21 protein-coding genes, 1 tRNA gene and 1 pseudogene are annotated in these 20,586 nt (G+C 73.0%); 10 read left to right on the top strand and 13 right to left on the bottom strand.

Annotated elements, in window-relative coordinates:
• The first annotated feature begins 46 nt into the window (after positions 1–46).
• A complete protein-coding gene (locus AC069R_RS06025; protein WP_478764904.1) occupies positions 47–718 on the top strand; it encodes an O-methyltransferase in 672 nt (223 codons plus the stop codon).
• A 9-nt stretch (positions 719–727) separates the two neighbouring features.
• Here AC069R_RS06025 and AC069R_RS06020 read toward each other — a convergent pair whose 3' ends face one another.
• On the bottom strand, positions 728–1,120 hold the full coding sequence (locus AC069R_RS06020) for a hypothetical protein (protein WP_478764903.1): 393 nt from the start codon (positions 1,118–1,120) through the stop codon (positions 728–730).
• Between the two features lie 102 nt (positions 1,121–1,222).
• On the opposite strand from AC069R_RS06020, the gene AC069R_RS06015 reads away from it, so the two are divergent.
• Positions 1,223–1,633: a DnaJ family domain-containing protein gene (locus tag AC069R_RS06015; protein ID WP_478764901.1), complete on the top strand. Its 411-nt coding sequence runs from the start codon at positions 1,223–1,225 to the stop codon at positions 1,631–1,633.
• Positions 1,634–1,748: 115 nt separating this feature from the next.
• On the opposite strand, the gene AC069R_RS06010 is transcribed toward AC069R_RS06015, so the two are convergent.
• Both AC069R_RS06010 and AC069R_RS06005 read right to left on the bottom strand, forming a co-directional pair.
• The gene (locus AC069R_RS06010; RefSeq protein ID WP_478764899.1) at positions 1,749–2,561 is read right to left on the bottom strand and encodes a hypothetical protein; all 813 of its coding nucleotides are present in this window, start codon (positions 2,559–2,561) and stop codon (positions 1,749–1,751) included.
• A 40-nt stretch (positions 2,562–2,601) separates the two neighbouring features.
• Entirely contained in the window at positions 2,602–3,192 is a 591-nt protein-coding gene (locus AC069R_RS06005) for a hypothetical protein (protein ID WP_478764898.1), read from the bottom strand.
• A 157-nt stretch (positions 3,193–3,349) separates the two neighbouring features.
• Here AC069R_RS06005 and AC069R_RS06000 point away from each other — a divergent pair, with 157 nt between their 5' ends.
• A complete protein-coding gene (locus AC069R_RS06000; protein WP_478764896.1) occupies positions 3,350–3,847 on the top strand; it encodes a GNAT family N-acetyltransferase in 498 nt (165 codons plus the stop codon).
• Here the strand turns inward: AC069R_RS06000 and AC069R_RS05995 are convergent.
• The gene (locus tag AC069R_RS05995; RefSeq protein ID WP_478764895.1) at positions 3,840–5,900 is read right to left on the bottom strand and encodes a DHA2 family efflux MFS transporter permease subunit; all 2,061 of its coding nucleotides are present in this window, start codon (positions 5,898–5,900) and stop codon (positions 3,840–3,842) included. The genes AC069R_RS06000 and AC069R_RS05995 overlap by 8 nt on opposite strands.
• 910 nt (positions 5,901–6,810) lie before the next feature.
• Here AC069R_RS05995 and AC069R_RS05990 point away from each other — a divergent pair.
• A complete protein-coding gene (locus AC069R_RS05990; protein ID WP_478764893.1) occupies positions 6,811–7,359 on the top strand; it encodes a peptidoglycan-binding domain-containing protein in 549 nt (182 codons plus the stop codon).
• Positions 7,360–7,386: 27 nt separating this feature from the next.
• On the opposite strand, the gene AC069R_RS05985 is transcribed toward AC069R_RS05990, so the two are convergent.
• Both AC069R_RS05985 and AC069R_RS05980 read right to left on the bottom strand, forming a co-directional pair.
• Positions 7,387–8,061 (bottom strand): HAD-IA family hydrolase, encoded by a 675-nt coding sequence (locus AC069R_RS05985; protein WP_478764891.1) that lies wholly within the window; start codon positions 8,059–8,061, stop codon positions 7,387–7,389.
• 192 nt (positions 8,062–8,253) lie between these two features.
• Positions 8,254–8,835 (bottom strand): TMEM165/GDT1 family protein, encoded by a 582-nt coding sequence (locus tag AC069R_RS05980; protein ID WP_478764889.1) that lies wholly within the window; start codon positions 8,833–8,835, stop codon positions 8,254–8,256.
• A gap of 377 nt (positions 8,836–9,212) precedes the next feature.
• Between AC069R_RS05980 and AC069R_RS05975 the strand changes: the two genes are divergently transcribed.
• Entirely contained in the window at positions 9,213–9,857 is a 645-nt protein-coding gene (locus tag AC069R_RS05975) for an HNH endonuclease family protein (RefSeq protein ID WP_478764888.1), read from the top strand.
• A gap of 182 nt (positions 9,858–10,039) precedes the next feature.
• Here the strand turns inward: AC069R_RS05975 and AC069R_RS05970 are convergent, their stop codons facing one another.
• From AC069R_RS05970 to AC069R_RS05960, 3 genes are all read right to left on the bottom strand, one after another.
• Positions 10,040–10,663: a DedA family protein gene (locus tag AC069R_RS05970; protein WP_397986150.1), complete on the bottom strand. Its 624-nt coding sequence runs from the start codon at positions 10,661–10,663 to the stop codon at positions 10,040–10,042.
• Positions 10,664–10,830: 167 nt separating this feature from the next.
• Positions 10,831–11,289: a DoxX family protein gene (locus AC069R_RS05965; protein ID WP_478764886.1), complete on the bottom strand. Its 459-nt coding sequence runs from the start codon at positions 11,287–11,289 to the stop codon at positions 10,831–10,833.
• A 239-nt stretch (positions 11,290–11,528) separates the two neighbouring features.
• Positions 11,529–11,777, bottom strand: a complete 249-nt coding sequence (locus tag AC069R_RS05960; protein WP_478764884.1) for a DUF2277 domain-containing protein — start codon at positions 11,775–11,777, stop codon at positions 11,529–11,531.
• A gap of 294 nt (positions 11,778–12,071) precedes the next feature.
• Here AC069R_RS05960 and helR point away from each other — a divergent pair, with 294 nt between their 5' ends.
• Together helR and AC069R_RS05950 are read left to right on the top strand one after the other, a co-directional pair.
• Positions 12,072–14,264: an RNA polymerase recycling motor ATPase HelR gene (gene helR, locus AC069R_RS05955; protein ID WP_478764882.1), complete on the top strand. Its 2,193-nt coding sequence runs from the start codon at positions 12,072–12,074 to the stop codon at positions 14,262–14,264.
• Positions 14,265–14,315: 51 nt separating this feature from the next.
• On the top strand, positions 14,316–14,669 hold the full coding sequence (locus AC069R_RS05950) for a hypothetical protein (protein WP_478764881.1): 354 nt from the start codon (positions 14,316–14,318) through the stop codon (positions 14,667–14,669).
• A gap of 3 nt (positions 14,670–14,672) precedes the next feature.
• On the opposite strand, the gene AC069R_RS05945 is transcribed toward AC069R_RS05950, so the two are convergent.
• On the bottom strand, positions 14,673–15,101 hold the full coding sequence (locus AC069R_RS05945; protein ID WP_478764879.1) for a MerR family transcriptional regulator: 429 nt from the start codon (positions 15,099–15,101) through the stop codon (positions 14,673–14,675).
• Positions 15,102–15,109: 8 nt separating this feature from the next.
• Here AC069R_RS05945 and AC069R_RS05940 point away from each other — a divergent pair.
• Positions 15,110–15,517 (top strand): annotated as a pseudogene (locus tag AC069R_RS05940) (SDR family NAD(P)-dependent oxidoreductase); the annotation flags it as partial.
• 101 nt (positions 15,518–15,618) lie between these two features.
• Here the strand turns inward: AC069R_RS05940 and AC069R_RS05935 are convergent.
• Positions 15,619–15,690, bottom strand: a tRNA-Val gene (locus AC069R_RS05935).
• A 177-nt stretch (positions 15,691–15,867) separates the two neighbouring features.
• Here AC069R_RS05935 and AC069R_RS05930 point away from each other — a divergent pair.
• Together AC069R_RS05930 and AC069R_RS05925 are read left to right on the top strand one after the other, a co-directional pair.
• The gene (locus AC069R_RS05930) at positions 15,868–17,271 is read left to right on the top strand and encodes a hypothetical protein (protein ID WP_478764878.1); all 1,404 of its coding nucleotides are present in this window, start codon (positions 15,868–15,870) and stop codon (positions 17,269–17,271) included.
• 110 nt (positions 17,272–17,381) lie between these two features.
• Positions 17,382–17,978 carry a DUF4383 domain-containing protein gene (locus AC069R_RS05925; RefSeq protein WP_478764877.1) on the top strand — a complete coding sequence of 199 codons (597 nt, stop codon included), beginning with the start codon at positions 17,382–17,384 and terminating at the stop codon, positions 17,976–17,978.
• On the opposite strand, the gene AC069R_RS05920 is transcribed toward AC069R_RS05925, so the two are convergent.
• Both AC069R_RS05920 and AC069R_RS05915 read right to left on the bottom strand, forming a co-directional pair.
• A complete protein-coding gene (locus AC069R_RS05920; protein ID WP_478765286.1) occupies positions 17,966–19,081 on the bottom strand; it encodes an amidase domain-containing protein in 1,116 nt (371 codons plus the stop codon). The genes AC069R_RS05925 and AC069R_RS05920 overlap by 13 nt on opposite strands.
• A 186-nt stretch (positions 19,082–19,267) precedes the next feature.
• Positions 19,268–20,569 carry a polysaccharide deacetylase family protein gene (locus AC069R_RS05915; RefSeq protein WP_478764876.1) on the bottom strand — a complete coding sequence of 434 codons (1,302 nt, stop codon included), beginning with the start codon at positions 20,567–20,569 and terminating at the stop codon, positions 19,268–19,270.
• Positions 20,570–20,586 lie beyond the last annotated feature (17 nt).

Here is a 20,586-nt window from a genome sequence, read left to right as displayed (position 1 = left end):
AGCGGGCCGGCGGCCTCGGCAGGCACTCGGGAAAGGCAGCAGGCACATGAGCGGGCAGCAGCTCTGGGACGACGTCGACGACTACTTCATCAGCACCCTCTCGCCCGACGACGAGGCGCTGCGGGCGGCCCTGCGGGAGAACGACGCCGCCGGGCTGCCGCCCATCGGGGTCACCGCGGCCCAGGGCAAGCTGCTCCAGCTGCTCGCCCAGGTGCAGGGCGCGCGCACCATCCTGGAGATCGGCACGCTCGGCGGCTACAGCACCATCTGGCTGGCCCGCGCGCTGCCCGAGGACGGCAGGCTGGTCACCCTGGAGTACAGCGCCCGGCACGCCGAGGTGGCCACCCGCAACATCGCGCGCGCCGGCCTGGACCGGATCGCCGAGGTGCGGGTGGGCCCGGCCCTGGAGTCGCTGCCGAAACTGGCCGACGAGAACCCGGCCCCCTTCGACCTGGTCTTCATCGACGCGGACAAGGCCAACAACCCGCACTACGTGGAGTGGGCGCTGCGCCTGACCCGTACGGGCAGCCTGATCATCCTGGACAACGTGGTGCGCGAGGGCCGCGTCGCCGACCCGGACACCACCGACCCGGAGATCATCGGCACCCGTACGGCCATCGAGCTGATCTCCTCCCACCCGAGGCTCAGCGGCACGGCCATCCAGACGGTCGGCAGCAAGGGCTACGACGGCTTCGCGCTCGCCCGCGTGCTGGGCTGACCCCGGCGCTCAGACCTCGTGGTAGAAGCCGACGTGCACGCTGCGCGGCCCGCCGCGGTCCTGGACGACGATCTCGCCGGAGCCCCCGCGCGGCAGCGGCACGGTGGCGCCGGGGGTCAGGGGCCGGGCGCTTCCCCCCGCCGTCAGCCGCACCTCCGACGCCGGTTCGGGCTGGGAGCCGCGCAGCCAGGTCAGCTCCCAGGTGCCGTCGGCTCCGCAGCGGAACTCCAGGTGCGCGCGGGAGACGAACAGCCAGTCCTCGGGGGTGACCAGCCGGCACCCGGCGGCGTCCCGGCCGACCCGCAGCACCGCGCCGGGCGCGCTCGGCGCCTGTGCCATCGTCATGCCGGCCGTGGCCCCCGCATCGGCCGCGGAGACGGCGGCCATGGTGAGTTCGAGCACCTGCGTTCCCCCTGAAACCTCGTCGCGCGACGGGCGGTTGCCCTGCGCGCCACCGCCGCATGATAAGACGCCCGGCCGGGCCCCGTCCGGCACAATGAGGTCATGACCGAGCGAAAGCCACCCGGCGTCCCGTTCGAGTCCCGGGTCGACAAGCAGATCCAGGACGCCCAGGCGCGCGGCGAGTTCGAGCGGCTGCCGGGCGTGGGCGAGCCGCTGCCCGCGGAGGTCGAGTCCGGCTATGACGAACTGTGGTGGGTCAAGCGGAAGATGGCGCGCGAGGGCCTCGCGGTGCTGCCGCCCGCGCTGGCCCTGCGCAAGGAGGCCGAGGACGCGCTGACGGCGGCGTACGCGGCGCCCTCGGAACGGATGGCCCGGAAGATCGTCGAGGACGTCAACGTCAAGATCCGCGACATGATGTTCAAACCGCCGCCGGGCCCCCCACTGGGCAAGAAGCCGTACGACGTGGAGGACGTCGTCCGCGAATGGCGGCGGCTCGGACAACCCGACCCCTGACCCGAGGGCCGGGGCCGTGGCCGGGGCCCTCGGGCCTCTCTTTCGGATCTTGTCGGGGTCGCGGGTCGGTTCCAGGGCCCCGTCGGCCAAGCCGACCTGATCCGAAAGAAAAGCCCTAGCCGTGCAGCAGGCGTTCCGCCAGGTCGCGGTAGTCGCGCAGGGCCAGCCGCAGTTGTTCGGTGTCGGTCTCGTTCGCCGCGCCCCGGTCCTCGCTGTCCTCCCAGGACATGCGCAGGCTGCGGCGGCGCCGGGTCACGGCCTCGCCGAACCGCGCGGCGATCTCCTCCAGCGCCCGGTCGGCCTCCTCCACGGCCGCCCTGGGCCGGTCCACGAACCCGGCCGCGACCTGCCGCATCCGCTCCTCCCAGCGCCCGGTCTCCTCGCGCGGCAGCAGCGGGGCGGCGGCTCCCGGCCCCGCGTCCCCGCCCGCGGACCGCGCATCCATACCGGCTCCCGTCCCGGTGCCCGTCGACGTCGCCGTCGGCCAGGCGTCCGGCGCACTGCCCTCGGTGGTGGCCGCCTCGCGCGCGCTGACGTCTCCGGGCGAGGGCGCGCCGAGCCCGTCGTCCGGCATCCGCGCCATGTCCGGGGCGGGCGCGGACGTCCCCAGGTCGCCCTCCCCGCGCGCCGTCATGGACCGGTCACGCCCGGCCGCCCCCGGTTCCTGCCCGGCCGGCGTCCCCATCTCAGGCCCGGTCGGCATCCCCGGCCCGCGCCCGGCCGGCATCCCCGGCCCACGCCCCGGCTCGCGGCCGAGTGTGCCCGGATCGCGGCCCGGCGTGCCCATTCCCTCGGTACCGGGCCGCAGCCCCTCCGTGCCGTGTTCCTCCCGCTGCTCGGCCTCCGGCACCCACTCCTCGTCCGGCGGGCGGGCGTAGCGGCTGGTGGGGTACCGCTCGTCGCCAGGGCCGTTTCTCCTGTCCGGCATGGTGTTCGTCCCTTCTTCGCTCGCGGATGGGCGGCCCCGGTCAGGCCGCGCGGTGCCGGCCGGACGCCGATGCGCCGCTGCCGGCGCCGGTCAGGTCGTCGAACAGCTCGTGCGCCCCGACCAGGGCCGAGCGCATCTCCTCGGTTCCGGCGCCCGGCGCGGCACCGGTCCCGGCCCGTGCCATCCGGTGGACCCGGCGGTAGCCGTCGATGTGCTCGGCGTGGTGCACGGACAGCGCGGCCAGCTGCTCCTCGTACCGTCCGCCGTCGGGGTAGCCGCGTACGTGGGCGACCTCCCCGAGCAGCCGGTCGGCCTCGGCCACCGCCTGCCGCGGGGACTCCACGAAGTGTTCCTGGACGCTCGTCCAGCGGGCCGCGTACCGCTCCCGCTCCTCCGGGGCGAGGGGCCGCTCGCGCAGATCGCCGTGGCGTTCGACGCGCTCGTTCAGCTCGCGTTCCGCGGCCCGCGTGTCCCCGTCGTGGGCGGCCACGGCCCGGTCGTACTCGGGGCCGAACCGCCGCTTCAGACCGGGTCCGGCGCCGCTGCGATGACCGATCAGTATCGTGACCAGCGCGGCGACGACCACGAGCGCCACGATCACGACCAACAAGATGATCAAGCCTGTGGACATGGTTGCCTTCCGCTCGGATCGCGGACCGGCCCGGCCGACCGGTCCCCCTGCCGGGTCTCCCGGAAGCCCACCCACAAACGGCACCCGACGCACACCGGGGGTCCGGGCCCGGAAAACCGTTCGGACCGGTCCGCTCCCGCGCCGCACAATGACCCGCATGACGACATGGACGATCACCGCCGAGGCGCCCGGCTCCCCCGTCGCCACCGCGCTGTGGCGGGCGTACTACACGGAGGTCAGCGACCGCTGGTACCTGCTGTACGAGGGCCACCGCACCGACCCGGCGGAGCTGGAGCGGGAGATCGCGGCCGCCACGGGCGCCGAACTCGCGCCGCCGGACGGGCGGTTGCTGGTGGGGTGGTACGACGGGACACCGGCCGGCAGCGCGGGCGCCCGGCTCCTCGATCCCCAAACCGCCGAGCTGACCCGCGTGTTCGTGGCGGAGGGCCTGCGCGGCAAGGGCGGGGCGGCACTCCTGGTGGCCGCCGCCGAGGACGCGGCCCGCGCGCTCGGCGCCCGCCGGATCGTCCTCGACACCCGCGGCGACCTCGTCGAGGCCCGCGCCCTGTACGCCCGCCTCGGCTACACCGAGACCGAACCGCACAACTCCAGCCCGTACGCCGAGCACTGGTTCCGCAAGGAACTCGTCAACTGATCCTCGGCGCAGGCGCGTTGTGCGGGTGGGCGGAGGCGGTGTGCGGGCGTTCGCGTTCGGCGCCGCACAGTTCCGAGGACAGTTCCCGCACCAGTTTCACCAGGTCGGACGAGCGGCCCGGCTGCCACCAGTCGCCGAGCAGTTCGGCGAGCGATTCCTCGCGGGCCACGGCGAGCCGTTCCGCGGCCTCCCGTCCGGTGGCGGTCAAGTACAGGTCCAGGCCCCGGCGTTCGGCCAGCCGCCGCTCCTCCACCTGGCGGGCCGCGTCGAGGACGGCCTCCAGCGGGACGGGGCTGCGCTCGGCCAGCACGCCCGGTTCCACGGAGCCGTTGCGGCGGATGCGCAGCAGCAGCCAACTGGCCGCGGGCAGCAGGTCGTACCCGGCCCGCTCGGTGATGTCCCGGTAGATCTCGCGGCGCCCCTCGCGGGTGCCGAGCACCGACAGGGCGCGGCACACCTCCTCGTAGGAGGAGCGCTGGACCGGGTTGGGCGGAAGGGTCTCGGAGACGTCCGGCGCGGTGACCGAGCCGCGCAGCGGGTCCTCCTTCAGCAGCCAGGCCAGCAGGAAGCCGAGGAGGGCGACGGGGGCGGCGTAGAGGAAGACGTCGGTGATGGACGAGGCGTAGGCGCCCAGCGCGGCGGGGCGCAGGGCGGGCGGCAGGCCCGCGATGCCGCGCGGGTCGGCCTTGAGGGTGTCCGCGCTGACGCCGGGCGGCAGCTGGACGCCCGCGAAGGCGGCGGCGAGCTTGTCGGCGAGGCGGCTGGCGAAGACCGTGCCGAAGATCGCGACGCCGAAGGAGGCCCCGATGGAGCGGAAGAAGGTGGCCCCGGAGGTGGCGACGCCCAGGTCCTCGTACGAGACGGCGTTCTGCACGATCAGCACCAGGACCTGCATGACCAGGCCGAGGCCGAGGCCGAAGACGAAGAAGTAGGTGCTCATCTCGGCGGTGGAGCTGGTCTGGTCCAGGCGGTGCAGCAGGAGCAGGCCGATGGCGGTGACGGCGGTGCCGGCGACCGGGAAGACCTTCCAGCGGCCGGTGCGGCTGACGATCTGCCCGGAGACGGTGGAGGACAGCAGCAGCCCGAAGACCATCGGCAGCATGTACACCCCGGACATGGTCGGGGAGACGCCGTGCACGACCTGGAGGAAGGTCGGCAGGTAGGTCATCGCGCCGAACATGGCGAAGCCGACGATGAAGCTGATGACGGCGGCGAGGGTGAAGGTGCGGATGCCGAACAGCCCGAGCGGGAGCACCGGTTCGGCGGCCCGGCGCTCCACGGCCACGAACGCGACCGCGAGCAGCACCCCGGCCACCGCGAGCGCGACGATCTGCGGGGAGCCCCAGGCCCAGGTGGTGCCGCCGAGGGAGGCCACCAGGACCAGGCAGGTGGCGACGGAGGCGATCAGGAGGGTGCCGAGGTAGTCGATGACGTGGCGGGCGCTGCGGACCGGGATGTGCAGGGCGGCGGCGATCACGGCGAGCGCCACGACGCCGATGGGCAGGTTGACGTAGAACACCCAGCGCCAGCTCAGATGCTCGGTGAACAGGCCGCCCAGCAGCGGTCCGAGCACACTGGTCGCGCCGAACACGGCGCCGAACAGGCCCTGGTAGCGGCCCCGGTCGCGGGGCGGCACGATGTCGCCGACGATCGCCATCGACAGCACCATCAGCCCGCCGCCGCCCAGGCCCTGGAGCGCCCGGAAGCCGATCAGCTGGGGCATGTTCCGCGCCATGCCGCACAGCGCCGAGCCGACCAGGAAGATCACGATGGCGGTCTGGAACAGCTTCTTGCGCCCGTACTGGTCGCCGAGCTTGCCCCACAGCGGGGTCGCGGCGGTCGAGGCCAGCAGATAGGCGGTGACCACCCAGGAGAGGTGTTCGAGGCCGCCGAGGTCGCTGACGATGGTCGGCAGCGCGGTCGACACGATGGTCTGGTCGAGCGCGGCGAGCAGCAGCCCGAGGAGCAGCGCCCCGATCGAGACGAACACGCCGCGCGCCACGTGTTCCTCCCCGTTCACGTCCTTCGCCGCACCGTGCGTGTCCAGGGCCATGGAGACCTCCCGGTGGCTCGGGGCTGGGATGCGCCTCTTCCATCCTGGGCGGAGTCACCGTTTATGGCCTGTCGAGTCCTGCGGATGTGGAGGTGATGGGCATACCCTGTGTGGCTTCGGGGGGGGTCCAGGGGAGGGGACGAACGTGACCGGGGAGAGGGGCACGGTCTGCCCGGAGTGCGGCACACCGAGGGACGCGGCGGGTGGCCCGTCCTGCGACTGCGCCGCGCGCACGGCCGAGGCACTGCGCCGGACCCGTACGGCACAGGCGGCAGCGGCGGAGGACTTCGACCCGCTGCGGATACGGCCGTATGTGGACGTGCGGCCGATGGAGGGGGCGGGACCGACGGGGCCGGTGGAGCCGACGGGCCCGATGGGACCGACAGGGCTGATGGGACCGACAGATCCGGCGGGACCGGCAGATGCGGTGAGACCGACAGGGCCGGTGGGGCCGACAGGGCCGGTGAAGGGGGTGGGACCGGCGGCGCCGGCGGGACCGACAGGCCCGGCGGGACCGACAGATCCGGCGGGACCGACAGGCCCGGCGAGACCGACAGGCCCGACGGGGCCAACAGGCCCGGTGGGACCGACAGGCCCGACGGGGCCAACAGGCCCGGCGAGACCGACAGGCCCGGCGGGACCGACAGATCCGGTGGGCCCGACGGGACCGGTGGAGCCGGTGGATACCGGGGGTGGCGCGGAGCCCCCGCCCCTTGAGCCCCCGCCCGTCGGGACCACGGTGCCGCCGCGTCCGGTGGCCGGGACCGGCGTACGGCCCCTCGGAGAAGCGCCCGGCACACCCGAGGCGCCCGGCACACCCGAGGCACCCCGCGCACCGGAGGGCCCTGGCGCACTCGCCGTCGGCACTGACGAGGAGCCGGGCCCGCGGCGACGGTTCCGCCGTACCGCGGTGGCCGCCGCCGCGGGCGCGGGCGTCGCCGTCCTCGCGGCGGCCGGGCTCGCGCTGTTCTCGTACCACACGCCGTCCCGCGACGACGCGGCCCCGGAGGTCAGGCAGAGCGTCCCGGACGTGCCGCCGCCGGCCACCACCACCCCCTCGGCGCACGACACCTCCGCGCCGTCCCGCTCGGCGGCGCGCTCACTCCCCCCGCCCCCGCCGAGCCCCCCGGCCGGCCCGCCCCGGTCGTCCGCGCCGCCGCCGGCACCGACCCCGAGCCGGACGCCGTCCCGGACGCCCTCCCCCACCGCCTCCGCACCGGGCACCCCGGCGGGCGCGGCCGTCCTGGAACGCGGGGACTCCGGCCCACAGGTCGCCGAACTGGAGGACCGGCTTGGGCAGTTGAACCTGTACGACGGTGACCTGGACGGCCGCTACACACGCCCCGTGGAGAACGCCGTCAGCACCTATCAGCTGGCCCGCGGCATCCAGGGCGACCCCCTGGGGGTGTACGGGCCGCGCACGCGGGCGAGCCTGGAGGCGGAGACCTCCGAGCCGTAGGACCGGCAGGCGCGACCCACCCGGCCGTCAGCCGATGTGCAGCCGGATCCCGCCGCCCGGCAGGGCCGCCACCCGCACCCGCGTCAGATCGGGCACGACGACATCGGGGCCGTGGGCGGCCGCGCGGGGCCCGACCCCCACCACGGTCATTCCCGCGGCCCGGCCCGCCGCGATGCCCGCGCCGGAGTCCTCGAAGACCACGCACTCGGCCGGGGCGACGCCCAGCCCGGCCGCGCCCTTGAGGAAGCCCTCGGGGTCCGGCTTGCTCGCGCCGACCGACTCGGCGGTGACGCGGACCGCGGGCAGCGGCAGCCCGGCGGCGTTCATCCGCGCGGTGGACAGGCCGACGTCCGCCGAGGTCACCAGGGCGTGCGGCAGGTCACGCAGCGCGGCGAGGAAGGCGGAGGCACCGGCGATCTCGACCACGCCGTCCATGTCGGCGGTCTCCTCGGCGAGCATCCGCGCGTTCTCGGCGAGATTCTGCTCCATGGGTCGCTGGGGCAGCAGCGCGGCCATCGTGGCGTGGCCCTGGCGGCCGTGGACGACCTTCATCACCGCGTCGCCGTCCAGCCCGTGCCGCCCCGCCCAGCGCCGCCAGACGCGCTCGACCACGGCATCCGAGTCGACGAGGGTGCCGTCCATGTCGAGCAGCAGGGCGCCGGCATCGAGGACGGTGGGGGCGGGGGCGGGGGTGGCCGTCATCGGCAGTGGCTCCAGGAACGAGAGGCTCCGCACGAAGCGGCGGGGAGGGACAAGGCGGCCCCGCCCGCCGGTCAGGGAAAACGGGCGGGAGCCACTTTGTTTTTCTACGGTACAAAACCCGGTGGCGTTCCCGCCACCACCCCCCCCCGCGATGATTCACCCGGCGTTCAGCCCGGAGCGTGGGCACCGGGCTCAGCCCGCGACCGCCTCGTACAGGCTCCAGACGCCGAGGCCCAGCATCAGCAGCGCCGCGATCCGCGTGATCAGCCGCAGCGGAACCTTCTTCATCAGGGCCTTCCCGCCCACGATGCCGAGACCGGCGACGGCCCACAGACCGAGCACCGCGCCGAGGCCGACGGAGACCGGGTCGTCGTAGCGGGCGGCGAGGTTGGCGGTCATGATCTGGGTGAGATCGCCGAACTCGGCGACCAGGATGAGCATGAAGCCCGTCCCCGCGACCCGCCAGAAGGACTGGTCGGCGGGCTTCTTGATCTCCTCTTCCTCCTCGCCCTTGCCGAACAGCAGCATGGCGGCGCCGCCGAGGAAGAGGAGACCGGTGATGGCGTGCACGGGCCGCTGGGGCAGCAGGGTGAGCACGCTGCCCGCGGCCACCGCGAGCACGACATGCACCAGGAAGGCCGCTGCGACCCCCGCGAAGACATAGCCGGCGCGGTACCGGGTGCCGAGGACGAGGCCGGCGAGCGCGGTCTTGTCCGGCAGTTCGGCGAGGAAGACGACGCCGAAGACGAGCGCCGTCACGGTGATGCTGATCAAGGGTCCTCAATCGGTCGGGGCCACCCCGCCGAGAGTGCGCTCCGCCCTTGCGACGACACCTCGGCACGGCAGCACACTCGGCGCCCGCGCCTGGTCGCGCGGGCGTGCACTGCTTGCCGAAGGTCTCGCTGGGCGGACCGAGGGTCCGCCTCCGGGCGCCGGCTCAGGCTCGCTGAGCAGTATGTCGACGGTCCGGCGAGGAGCTACTCCCCTTCTGCGCCCCCCATGATACGGGACGGCAAAGTCCACCCTTGAACCTTGTTTTGGCATGCGCACGTCACTAACTTCTTACCGGGCGCTCACCCACCGGCCACACCCCACCGCGAGCATTCCCTGACCCGTGGCCCAACACCCCACCCCCACAAGGGAGTTCAGCAATGCCCAAGTTCTACGCGCGTCGACGCCTGAGCATACTCGCCGGCCTCACCGGCATGGTCGCCACCGCCGCGCTGTTCAACTCCCCCACCGCCTCCGCGGCCCTGCCGACGCCCGTCGCCGCGTCCACCGCCCGCAGCTACCTCTCCCAGCTCACCGTCGCCGCCGAGGACCGCACCGGCTACAGCCGCGACAAGTTCCCGACGTGGATCACCATCGAGGGCACCTGCAACACCCGTGAGTGGATCCTCAAGCGGGACGGCACGAACGTCGTCACCAACTCCGCCTGCACCGCCACCAGCGGCAGCTGGTACTCGCCGTACGACGGCGCGACCTGGACCTCCGCCTCCGACGTGGACATCGACCACCTCGTGCCGCTGGCCGAGGCATGGGACTCCGGCGCGAGCAAGTGGACCACGGCCCAGCGGCAGGCGTTCGCCAACGACGTCACCCGCCCCCAGCTCCTCGCCGTCACCGATAACGTCAACCAGTCCAAGGGCGACCAGGACCCGGCCACCTGGATTCCGTCGCGCACCGCGTACGACTGCACGTACGTCCGCGCCTGGGTGCAGGTGAAGTACTACTACAACCTGTCCGTCGACCCGGCGGAGAAGACCGCGCTCCAGAACGACCTCGCGGGCTGCTGACCCGGCGCACCGCACAGGGGGCCCGGCCGGTCGACTCCGGCCGGGCCTTCGCCGCACGGCCGCACGGCCGCTACGGCATCGTGGTACGGCCGTACGGCCACTACGGCATCGCGCCCCGGCCGTACGGCCACTACGGTCATCCCCGCGGCCCGGCCTCGGGACACCGGCCGCCGCGCCCCGCCTCAGGACACCGGCTGCCTGCGCATCAGGAACCCCGCCGCCGCGCCCGCCCCGAACAGCGCGGCCAGGGAGACGCCGGTCGCCAGCCAGGTGGCGCCGAGCCAGCGGGCGCCGAAGTAGCCGAGGGCCACGCTGTAGGCGGCCCAGGACAGACCGGCGAGGGCGGACCAGGGGAGGAAGTCGCGGGCCCTGCGGTGGGCGGCGCCGGCGCAGAAGGAGACGACCGAGCGCCCGGCGGGCGCGAAGCGTGCGAGGACGACGAGCGCGCCGCCACCGCGCGCGAGGGCGCCGCCGAGACGTTCCTGCGCGGTGGTCAGCCGCCGGGAACGGGCTATCGCGCGGTCGAGGCGCGCCCCGCCGCGCCAGGCCAGCCGGTAGGCCACCAGATCACCGAGGAGCGAGGCCGCCGCCGCCAGGAGGACCAGGGCCAGCAGATCCGGCACCCCGTGCGGGACCCGGCCGGTCGCCGCCGTCGCCGCGCCCGAGCCGGCGGCCGCCGCCGTGCCCGCCGTGATGACGAGCACACCGCTCGGCAGCACCGGCAGGAACACGTCGAGCAGCACGGACAGGGACACCACGGCATAGATCCAGGGTCCGGCCGCCAGCGACCCCACACTCTCGAACACGTTTTCTCCTGTTACTTCCCCCGATGTCAGCCGTACAGCGTACGCCGGGGGTGTGACAGGAGGTGCGCGGGGGGCTACAGGACCGGTCGAACGGGACGGCACCCCTCCCCGGACCGGCCGGGGAGGGGCGCCGCGGGGGCGCCGCCGCAGGGGCGCGGGGTTGCCCGTCAGGCGGCTATCGGGGCCTGCTCCGGGACGCGCTCGCCCTGCGCCGCCGCGCGCCGGGCGAAGATCCGGTCGAGGCCGAAGGCGCCGGAGCCGGTGAAGACCAGCAGGAGGAAGGCCCAGCAGAACATGACCGCGGGCTCACCGCCGTTCTGGATGGGCAGCAGGGCGTGCTGCTGGTGGATGTCGAAGTACGCGAAGGCCATCGAGCCGGAGGCGATCAGCGCGGCGCCGCGGGTGCCGAGGCCGATGAGCACCAGGGCGCCGGCGACCAGCTGGATCACGGCCGCGTACCAGCCGGGCCAGGTGCCGGTGGCGAGGGTGCCGCCGTGGGTGCCCATGGCGCCGCCGAAGACGCCGAACAGCGAGGCGGCGCCGTGCGCGGTGAACAGCAGGCCGACGACGATGCGGAACAGCCCGAGGACATAGGGCTGCGCGGAGTTGAAGCGAGCGGAAGGCATGGGGAGTTGACCCTCTCGGTGTCGGGCGGCACGCCGGGGACGGGCGGGCCGGTGGGGGCGGCGGTACCGAATGAGGGGTACAGGTTAGGTGTCCCTAACCATTGCTTGCAAGTTCAAGTTCTGGCCAACGTTCCGCTTCTGATGGGAGCCCTGCCCCTGACCCGACAGCATGTAGGGTCGTATGCGTCTCCGCGCGGGCGCCCGAAAATATGACCGAAACTAGCCCTGGAGACGCGTGGTCACGGGCGTTCCTCCGCTTCCGTGGCAGCGCGCGGCCCGTGCCCGCGCACCTCCAGGCCACCGAGCAGTTCGGCCGTGGCACGGGCCACGGCGGCCACGGCGGCGTCGAAGACCTCGCGGTTGTGGGCGGCGGGGGCGCGAAAGCCCGAGACCTTGCGCACGTACTGAAGCGCGGCGGCGTGGATGTCGTCCTCCGTGGCCGCACCGGGCAGCACGGGCGGACGCAGCGTCTTGATACTCCGGCACATGCCTTCAGTCTCGCGCCGGAACGGGGGCGGCGAGAGGGGGGCGAGAGGAGCGCGGGAGGCCGGGAATGCCGCAGGAGGCAAAAGGAAAGGCAAGGACGTCACCGGACTCCTCGCCACTCTCAACGTATAGCGCATGGGGGGCCTTGCGGCAAGGCCCCCCTGATGCCGCAGAATCACGCGTCCGACCCCAAAGCCACCGAAACGGGGAGCCGACCGCCACCGCCACCTGCAAGACAACGCCCTCCCTCGCCTCCCCTCCGCCCCTCCCTCTCCCCCTCGAACCGGAGCCTCCCCGTGCCCACCGCCACCAGCGCCTTCGATCTCCCCGACCGCCTCTCCGCCAAGGCCGCTCCCGAGCTGATCGCCACCGACGACGACCACTTCGCGGCGATCGCGCGGTGCCTGGAGCGGACGATCGCCGACGTCTCCGGCCGACTGGACGAGGAGCGCCGGGCCCCCGGCGGCCTGGGCCGGCAGGCGCTGGACCGGGACGCCGAGGTGCACCGGCTGACCGCCCGCCTGCGCGCCCTGCGCCGCTTCGGCCTCGACCTGTGCCTCGGCCGGATGGTGAGCGCCGACAACCCCGGCGAGCCGGTCTACGTCGGGCGGCTCGGCCTGACCGACCACACCGGCCGCCGGCTGCTGCTGGACTGGCGTTCCCCGGCCGCCGAGCCCTTCTTCGGCGCCACCCACGGCAATCCGATGGGCCTGGCGAGCCGCCGCAGGTACCGCTGGGCGGACGGCCGTATCCGCGACTACTGGGACGAGGTGTTCGCCCCGGACGCGCTGGAGGGACATGCCGCGCTGGACGACCAGTCGGCGTTCATCGCGAGCTTGGGCGGCACCCGTTCACCGCGGATGCGCGATGTGCTCGGCACCATCCAGGCCGACCAGGACGCCATCATCCGGGCCGGCTCGCGCGGCGCCCTCGTCGTGGACGGCGGCCCCGGCACCGGCAAGACGGTCGTCGCCCTGCACCGCTCCGCCTTCCTCCTCTACTCCGACCCGCGCCTCGGCCACCGGCGCGGCGGGGTGCTGTTCGTCGGCCCGCACCGGCCGTACCTGGCGTACGTCTCCGACGTGCTGCCGAGCCTCGGCGAGGAGGGCGTGCAGACCTGCGTGCTGCGGGACCTCGTCGCCGAGGGCGCGACCGCGCGCGCCGAGCTAGACCCGGAGGTGGCCCGGCTGAAGTCGTCCGCGCGGCTGGTGGGGGCGATCGAGCGGGCCGTACGGTTCTACGAGGAGCCGCCCACCGAGCCGCTGACGGTCACCACCCCCTGGGGCGACCTCGAACTGACCGCCGCGGACTGGGAGTCGGCGTTCGACTCGGCCGAGCCCGGCACCCCGCACAACGAGGCCCGCGCACAGGTCTGGGACGAACTCCTCACCATCCTGGCCGACCAGCACGAGGGCGGCGCCCCCGCCGAACTCCTGCGCAGGTCGCTGGCGGGCGACCGGGAGCTGCGCACCGCCTTCGACCGCTCCTGGCCCCTGCTGGAGGCGGCCGACCTGGTCGGCGACCTGTGGTCGGTACCGGCGTATCTGCGGCTGTGCGCCCCGTGGCTCACCCCCGAGGAGGTACGACTGCTGCGGCGCGCGGACGCGCAGGCGTGGACGGTGTCCGACCTGCCGTTCCTGGACGCGGCCCGGCAGCGGCTCGGTGACCCGGAGGCGGCGGTGCGCGAGCGCCGGCGCAAGGCGGCGGTGGCCGCCGAACACGCGCGCATGGCCGGCGTCATCGACAACATGCTCGCGGCCGACCACGACGGCGAGGGCGCGGTGACGATGCTGCACGGGCAGGACCTGCGGGACGCCCTGATCGACGAGACGGTGCTGCCCACCGCCGAACCGGACGCGCTCGCCGGTCCGTTCGCGCACATCGTGGTGGACGAGGCGCAGGAACTCACCGACGCGGAATGGCAGATGCTGCTCTCGCGGTGCCCGTCGCGCAGCTTCACCATCGTCGGCGACCGCGCCCAGGCACGGCACGGGTTCACCGAGTCCTGGCAGGAGCGGCTCGCCCGAGTCGGCTTCGGGCGGGTCGAGTTGGCCGCGCTGACCGTCAACTACCGTACGCCGAAGGAGATCATGGCGGAGGCGGAGCCGGTCGTACGGGCCGCGCTGCCGGACGCCAATGTGCCGGTCTCGATCCGCGGCAACGGACTGCCGGTGCGCCGGGGCGCGGCGGCAGGTCTGACCGCGGTCCTCGACGACTGGCTCGCCGCTCATCCGGAGGGCACCGCCTGCGTCATCGGCGCCCCGGCCTTCCGCCCGGCCGGCCCGCGCGTCCGCTCCCTGTCCCCCGCCCTGTCGAAGGGCCTGGAGTTCGACCTGGTCGTGCTGGTCGACCCGGAGCGCTTCGGGGAGGGCGTGGCGGGTGCGGTGGACCGCTATGTGGCGATGACCAGGGCGACCCAGCAGCTGATCATCCTCACGACCCCGGACTCCGGGGCCGCCTCTCCCGCCCATGAACACCCGTTCGGATGAACCCGACGATCGATCTCGCACCCGTAAATCGAACAGGCGTAGCATTGCCGTGTGGCTACGACCTATGAATTCCCCAGTGACCTCCTCGCCGGCCAGGAGGAGCTGCACCAGGTCAGGGCCGAGCTGTCGGCCCTGCTCAGGCGGCTGCCCTGGTCGGTCGAGCCGGCCGACGGCTTCAGCGACGACAACGGCTGGCGCAAGGTGGAACGCCCCGCGTCGCCGGGCTGGACGGCCGACGAACAGGCCGAGGTGGAGAAGCTCCGCCGCCGCGAACACGAACTCGCGGTGTTCGTCAGCACCCACCGCTTCTGGGCTGAGGTCGCGGCCGAACAGCGCGTGCAGGCACGCAGCCGGCTGAAGCACGTCCACGAGGAACAGGCATCCGGGGACCCCACAGATTCCTAGCCGTCACGGGCCGTCACGGGCCGGACGCCGGCGGCGGCACCGGCGGGCGGACGGGACACGACCATGGCCGTCCTTGTCCCAGACCGCCGGGTCCCAGAGCCCGCCGGCCTCGCCGCGGGCAAGGTGTTCCGCGTAGACGCCGGCCTTCCAGGCGATGGCCGAGCGGCACTCCTCCAGCACCTGGATCTGCGCCTCGACGCGCCGCCGATCCGCGCCGAGGAGCCACAGCCGCTCCACCTCGTTGCCCGGACCGTGCCGTACCAGCTCGGCGAACCGTCTGAGGTCGGCCAGCGGCATGCCGGACGCGCGCAGCCGGACGCAGATCAGCAGCCAGTCGACCTCGGCGGTGGTGTATCGCCGCCGGCCGCCCGCGGTGCGCTGGACCGGTCCGACCAGCAGCCCCTCCCGCTCGTAGCAGCGCAGCGCGTGCACGCCGGCCGAAGACCGCCAACGCCCTGTTGGCCGTGGGGTTCGACGCCCTCGGGCGCGACGACGGCGTCCGGGCGTTCGCCCTCCATCCGGGCAGGATCATCACCAGCCTCCAGCGGGAAATGACGCTCCGGGAACAGATCGAACGCGGCTGGGTGGACGAGCACGGCAACGTGATCGGCGCCGGCTTCAAGACGCCCTCCCAAGGCGCCGCCACCGGCCTGTGGGCCGCCACCTCCCCGCTCCTGACGGACCGCGGCGGGCTCTGCCTGGAGGGCTGCGGCATCGCGCCCGTCTCCGCCCCCGACACGGCCATGGACGACGGCGGCGTCCGCGCCTACGCCATCGACCCCGGCGCGGCGGCACGGCTGTGGGACCTGTCCCTCGCGGCGACCGGCACCACCCCGGTCACCCGCTGAACCCGTCCCACGCCCCGCCGACCGTGCCCTCCCCCGCACCGCACACCGGCGCACCAACCCAAGGAGCCCCCGGCCATATGCGGCCGGGGGCTCCTCCTCGGTGGGCGCGGACGGTTTCGAACCGCCGACATCCTGCTTGTAAGGCAGGCGCTCTACCACTGAGCTACGCACCCGAGTCCCGGACGGGTGCCCAGGTCGAGTCGACAGCCTACCTTGCCCGAGCCGGTGCACGGCAAACCCGAGCGAGGGGGAAGGCCACCGTGCACACGGTGAACTGACGGGCCCGTGTGTTCGTCTGTACGGGGTGGGAGAATGGCACCCCAGGGCGGATCACAGCACGGGAGAGGGATGTGACGGCGAGACCGGGCACGCCAGTGACACAGTCGTACCCGCCGTCGTCCGGCCCGCGGACCCGGCACAAGGCGGGCGCGGGTCTGTGTGACGCCCTCGCCCTGATGAGCCTGCCGGTGCTCGTCGCGCTGGCGCTGCCCGCCGCGTTCGCGGGCGGTGGCACCCGGCGCTGGTTCGGCGGGCGGGCGGAGAGTCAGCGGGCACAGGCGCAGGAGGCGAAGGACGCCGCGGCGGCCGCGTTCTACGAACTGGACACCGCCCAGCGGGACCTGCGCATCTCGATCGAGACCATCACGGCCGTGGACGACTCCCCCGCCGCCCGCCGCGCCGCCGCCGACTTCGAGGGGCTGGGCCGGCGGATCGACGAGGTCAGCCGGCGGTACATCCAGGCGGTCGACGCCCATGACCTGGACCGCGCCGACCTGGACGCCGGCGCGGCGGCGCGGGCGCGCACCGAGCTGACGGCGGCGCACGACGAACTGGTGCGGGTCAAGCAGGAGCTGGACCGGTTCGGCAGCTCGCTCGGTCCGCTGCTGGGCTCGGCCGAGACCCTGCTCGCCCGCGTCGCGCCCGCCGTGGAGCGGGCCCGCCAGGCGCTGCTGGCCGCGAGCAACGCGCTGGACGGAGTCCGCGAGCAGGGGCTGCGCGCCGATGACCTCGCCGGGCGGCTGGCCGCGCTGGCGCCCGAGCTGACCAGGCTGAACGAGGGCGCGGGCCGGCACGGCGTGCAGCAGACGCTGGACCGCGCCGAGCGGGTGCAGCGGGAGGCCGGGGCGATCCGGGCGCAGGCCGAGGCGCTGCCCGGCAAGGCGGCCGAGATCGATCACCGGCTGGTCTCGCTGCGCACCCGCGCGCAGGCGCTGACCACGCGCGCCGGGCAGGTGGACCCGGTCCTCAGCGAGCTGCGGCGGCGGTTCGCCGCGGCGTGCTGGCAGGACCTCCAGCAGGTGCCGGCGCAGGCGGTGGAGAACGTACGGCAGGCCGAGCGGAAGCTGGACGAGGCGCGGGCCGCGCGGGACGCGCAGCGCTGGGCGGACGCCACCTCGCTGCTGTCGACGGTGCGGGCGCTGCTGAACGCGACCGATGACGCGGTCTCGGCGGCCGGCGACCGGCTGGCCAGGCTGAACGCCGTGCAGAAGGATCCGCAGGCGGAGACCGAGCGGACCCGGTTCGCGATCCGGGACGCGCAGCGGCTGGCGATGGCGGGGCGGGCGGCGCCGGATCCGCGCCATGCCCGGCCGCTGGACGAGGCGGTGGCCCGGCTGGAGCGGGCGGTCGCGGGTCTCCAGGGCGGCCCGCATCCGGACTACTGGCACTTCCTGACGGAGACGGAGGCGGTGCGGCAGTCGGTGGCGCAGGTGGTGGCGCGGATCCGGGAGGATCGCGGGGGCGCCGCGCACTGAGGGCGGTCGCCGGTGGGCCCTTATGTTGCCGGGTGACCCGGTTCGGGCGGATATTTATTTAAACCACGTTCTGGATGGACGGCCGCCGCCAGCGCCCGAGGGAGGCCGAGATGGCCGCACACGCAGCGCACACGCAGGAAAAGCAGCGGATCCGGTTCGATCAGCATCTGCCGACCGATCACCGGCTGAACCTGGTGTACCGGATCGGCGCGGGGCTGATCGGCGCGTTCCTCGTCGTCTTCGGGATCCTGGGCCTGATCAACCACATCGGGTTCTTCGACATCGGCGGCGCGACCGTCGCCGGGCTGAACACGAACGGCACCCTGAGCGTGCTGTCGATCTGCATCGGCGCGCTGCTGCTGGTCGGCATGGTGATCGGGGGGAACGTCGCGTCCACCCTGAACATGGTGCTGGGCATCCTGTTCCTGCTGAACGGGTTCCTGTTCCTGGCCCTGCTGGACACCCCGAACAACTTCCTGGCGTTCCGGATCCAGAACGTGCTGTTCAGCTTCGTGGTGGGGCTGCTGCTGATGACCTTCGGGATGTACGGGCGGGTCGGTCACGCCCTGCCGCACGACAATCCGTACTGGCGGGCCCGCCACCCCGATGCCTCCCCGCAGGGGACGCGCGGGGCGCGGGACGCGCACGGTACGCGTGAGATGCGGGAAGGACCGGGGCGGCAGGACCGGCGGGGTCAGGTCCTGTAGGCGTAGTAGTACGCCGTCGGGTAGGACGCGACGAGGCTGGCCACCGACCTGTTGTAGGTGTTGGTGGAGTGGTACGTCACGTAGGGGACGCCGGAGCTGTCCCGGTAGGTGACGACCATGGAGTGGTCCTTGGACCCGTCCCGGTTGAAGTCCATCTGGATCACGTCACCGATGTCCGCCTGGTACACGTTGGCGAGCGGGGTGACGCGCTTGGAGGACAGCGCGAACCAGGAGAACTCGTTGACGCCGACGAAGGAGTCGGACTGGATGTCGGCGGTGCCGAACCACTTGGTGTAGTCGTCGGTGTAGCCGGGGACGTGCTTCCAGCCGCCCGCCTTCAGCACCTGGCTGACGAAGTTGGTGCAGTCGCCGCCGGCGCCCTCGTTGTTGTAGTTCGGGTACGCGGTGTTGTAGTGGTTCCAGTACTTCTGCGCGTAGGCGACCATCGCCTTGTAGTCGTACGCACCCCCGGTGAGCTTCTTGGGGTTCGCCGGCGCCGGGTAGCTGGTGGCCGCGCGGGGCGCGGTGGGCGGGCCGTCGTCGGACGAGGCGGCGGGCTTGTCGTCCTTGGGCGCGGCGGGCGTGGCGACCTGGTTGACGGCGAGGTAGCCGTCGTCGGTGTCCTTGATGCCCGTGAGCTGCCAGTCGCCGTCCCGGCCGGCCTGGAAGGTCAGCTCGTGGTGGGCCTGGAAGCCGGTGGTCTTGGGGCCCTTGGCCGGGGTGGTGCCGGGCTTGTAGGTCAGCGACGTGGTCTCGGTGACGGCGACCTTGGCGCTGTGGCCGTGCACCTCGGTGGCGTCGAGCGTCACCGAGGTCTTGCCGGCGCTGTACTTCTCGCCCAGCTTGGCGAGGCGGTCCTTGCGGGCGCGCAGCTGGCCGAGGGCAGAGGACTGCTCGCGGCTCTGGCCGCCGGAGAGGCGGACGGAGCCGTGGAAGCCCTTGGTGTGCTGGGTGCGGCCGCTGGTGGAGCCGTCCACCAGGGCCTGGGTGCGGTCGGTGAAGACCGCGTCGGCGAGCTTCTGGAAGGTCGCCTTGGTGGCGGCGTCCACGGTCGGGTCGTTGGTGACCGCCGCGCCCGCGCTCCAGTTGGGTATGAGCGCCACACCGGCGACGACGGCGGCGGCGGAGGCCCCGACGATGGTGGTGCGACGCCCCTTACGGCTGAGTCTTCTCGACTTCAATGATGTTCCCCTCTATGCCGGTACACCTACCGGGATGGGGCATCTTCGCATGGCTTCCGGGGCGTGTGTGAAGGGGGTTGCACAAGTGGAACCTGGCCTGCGTTTACGTCATTTGACGACGGTGGACCAGTCCGGGGACTGGGCGGGGTCGAGGCTGCGCAGGGCGGCCAGCGTCGAGGGCTTCTGGACGTCCATCCAGTCGGCGAGCTCCTTGAAGGACACGCACTTGACGCCCTTTTTGGTGCAGATCTTCGGGATGATCTGGTCGATGGCCTTCATGTAGATGCTGCCGTTCCAGTGCTCGAAGTGGTTGCCGATGAACAGCGGTGCGCGGCTGCCGTAGTAGACGCGGTTGAAGCCGGCCATGTAGGAGTCGACCGTCTCCTGCTGCCACTGCGGGTACTTGGCCGGGTCGCCGTCGGTCTCGCCGTTGGACTGGTTGTAGAGGAAGTTGAAGTCCATCGACAGGCCCTGGAACTTGCCGTTCTCGTACGGGAGCATCTGGAGCGGGAAGTCCCAGACGCCGTTCTTCTTGGCGGGCCATATCTGGAAGTCGCCCGGTGAGCTGGCGTCGTAGCGCCAGCCGTAACTCTTGATGGCCTTCAGCAGGTTGGGCTGGCCCTCCAGGCAGGGCGCGCGGCCGCCGGTGACCTCCTGCTTGAAGTCGAAGGGCAGCGGCGGGATGTCGGTGTAGCCGGTGTTGGTCTTCCAGTTCTCCACGAAGGAGTAGAACTGGTCGATCTCGCTCTTCCACTGCTGGACGCTCCAGTCGCCGCCGCCCTTGGCACCGCAGAAGTGGCCGTTGAAGTGGGTGCCGATGTCGTTGCCCTGCTCGTAGGCGAGGCGGAGCTGTTCCAGGGTGGTGCGGATGTGTTCGTCGGTCGGGTAGTCGATGGCGGCGTCGCCGGGCTGGTGCATCGGGCCGTGGTAGAGGTCCTTCTTGCTCTTGGGCAGCAGGTAGATGCCGGTGAGGAAGAAGGTCATGTGGGCGTTGTACTCCTTGGCCATCTCCCGGTAGTGCGAGAAGAGATGGTCGTCGCCCTCCAGGGCGCCGTCCCAGGAGAAGACGACGAACTGGGGCGGCTTCTCACCGGGCTTGAGCGGTACGGGCTTCAGCGTGCCCTTCTGCGGACCGGTGTAGGAGGTGGAGCCGTCGCCGAGGACGTGGGTCTTGCCGTCCCACTTGGCGGACGCGGAGGGCTTGGGGGCGGCGCTCCGGCCGCCCTTGCCGGAGGCGGCGGTGGGCGTGGTGTCGTCGGGGCGGCTCAGCGCGAGGTAGCCGGCCACCAGCGAGGCCACGACGAGGAAGGCGGCGAGGGTGAAGATCTGCGGGCGGGTGGCGGCGGGGACGCGGCGGCGGCCGGGGGCGCGACGCCGGCCCCGGCCCGTCTGTGGCTTCTTGCGAGACATGCGCGGCTCAATCTCCG

It is taken from the genome of Streptomyces sp. NPDC043952 (genome assembly GCF_056435325.1).
Note: the sequence above shows the minus strand (reverse complement) of the source record. Positions and strands in the feature narration are given on the sequence as shown.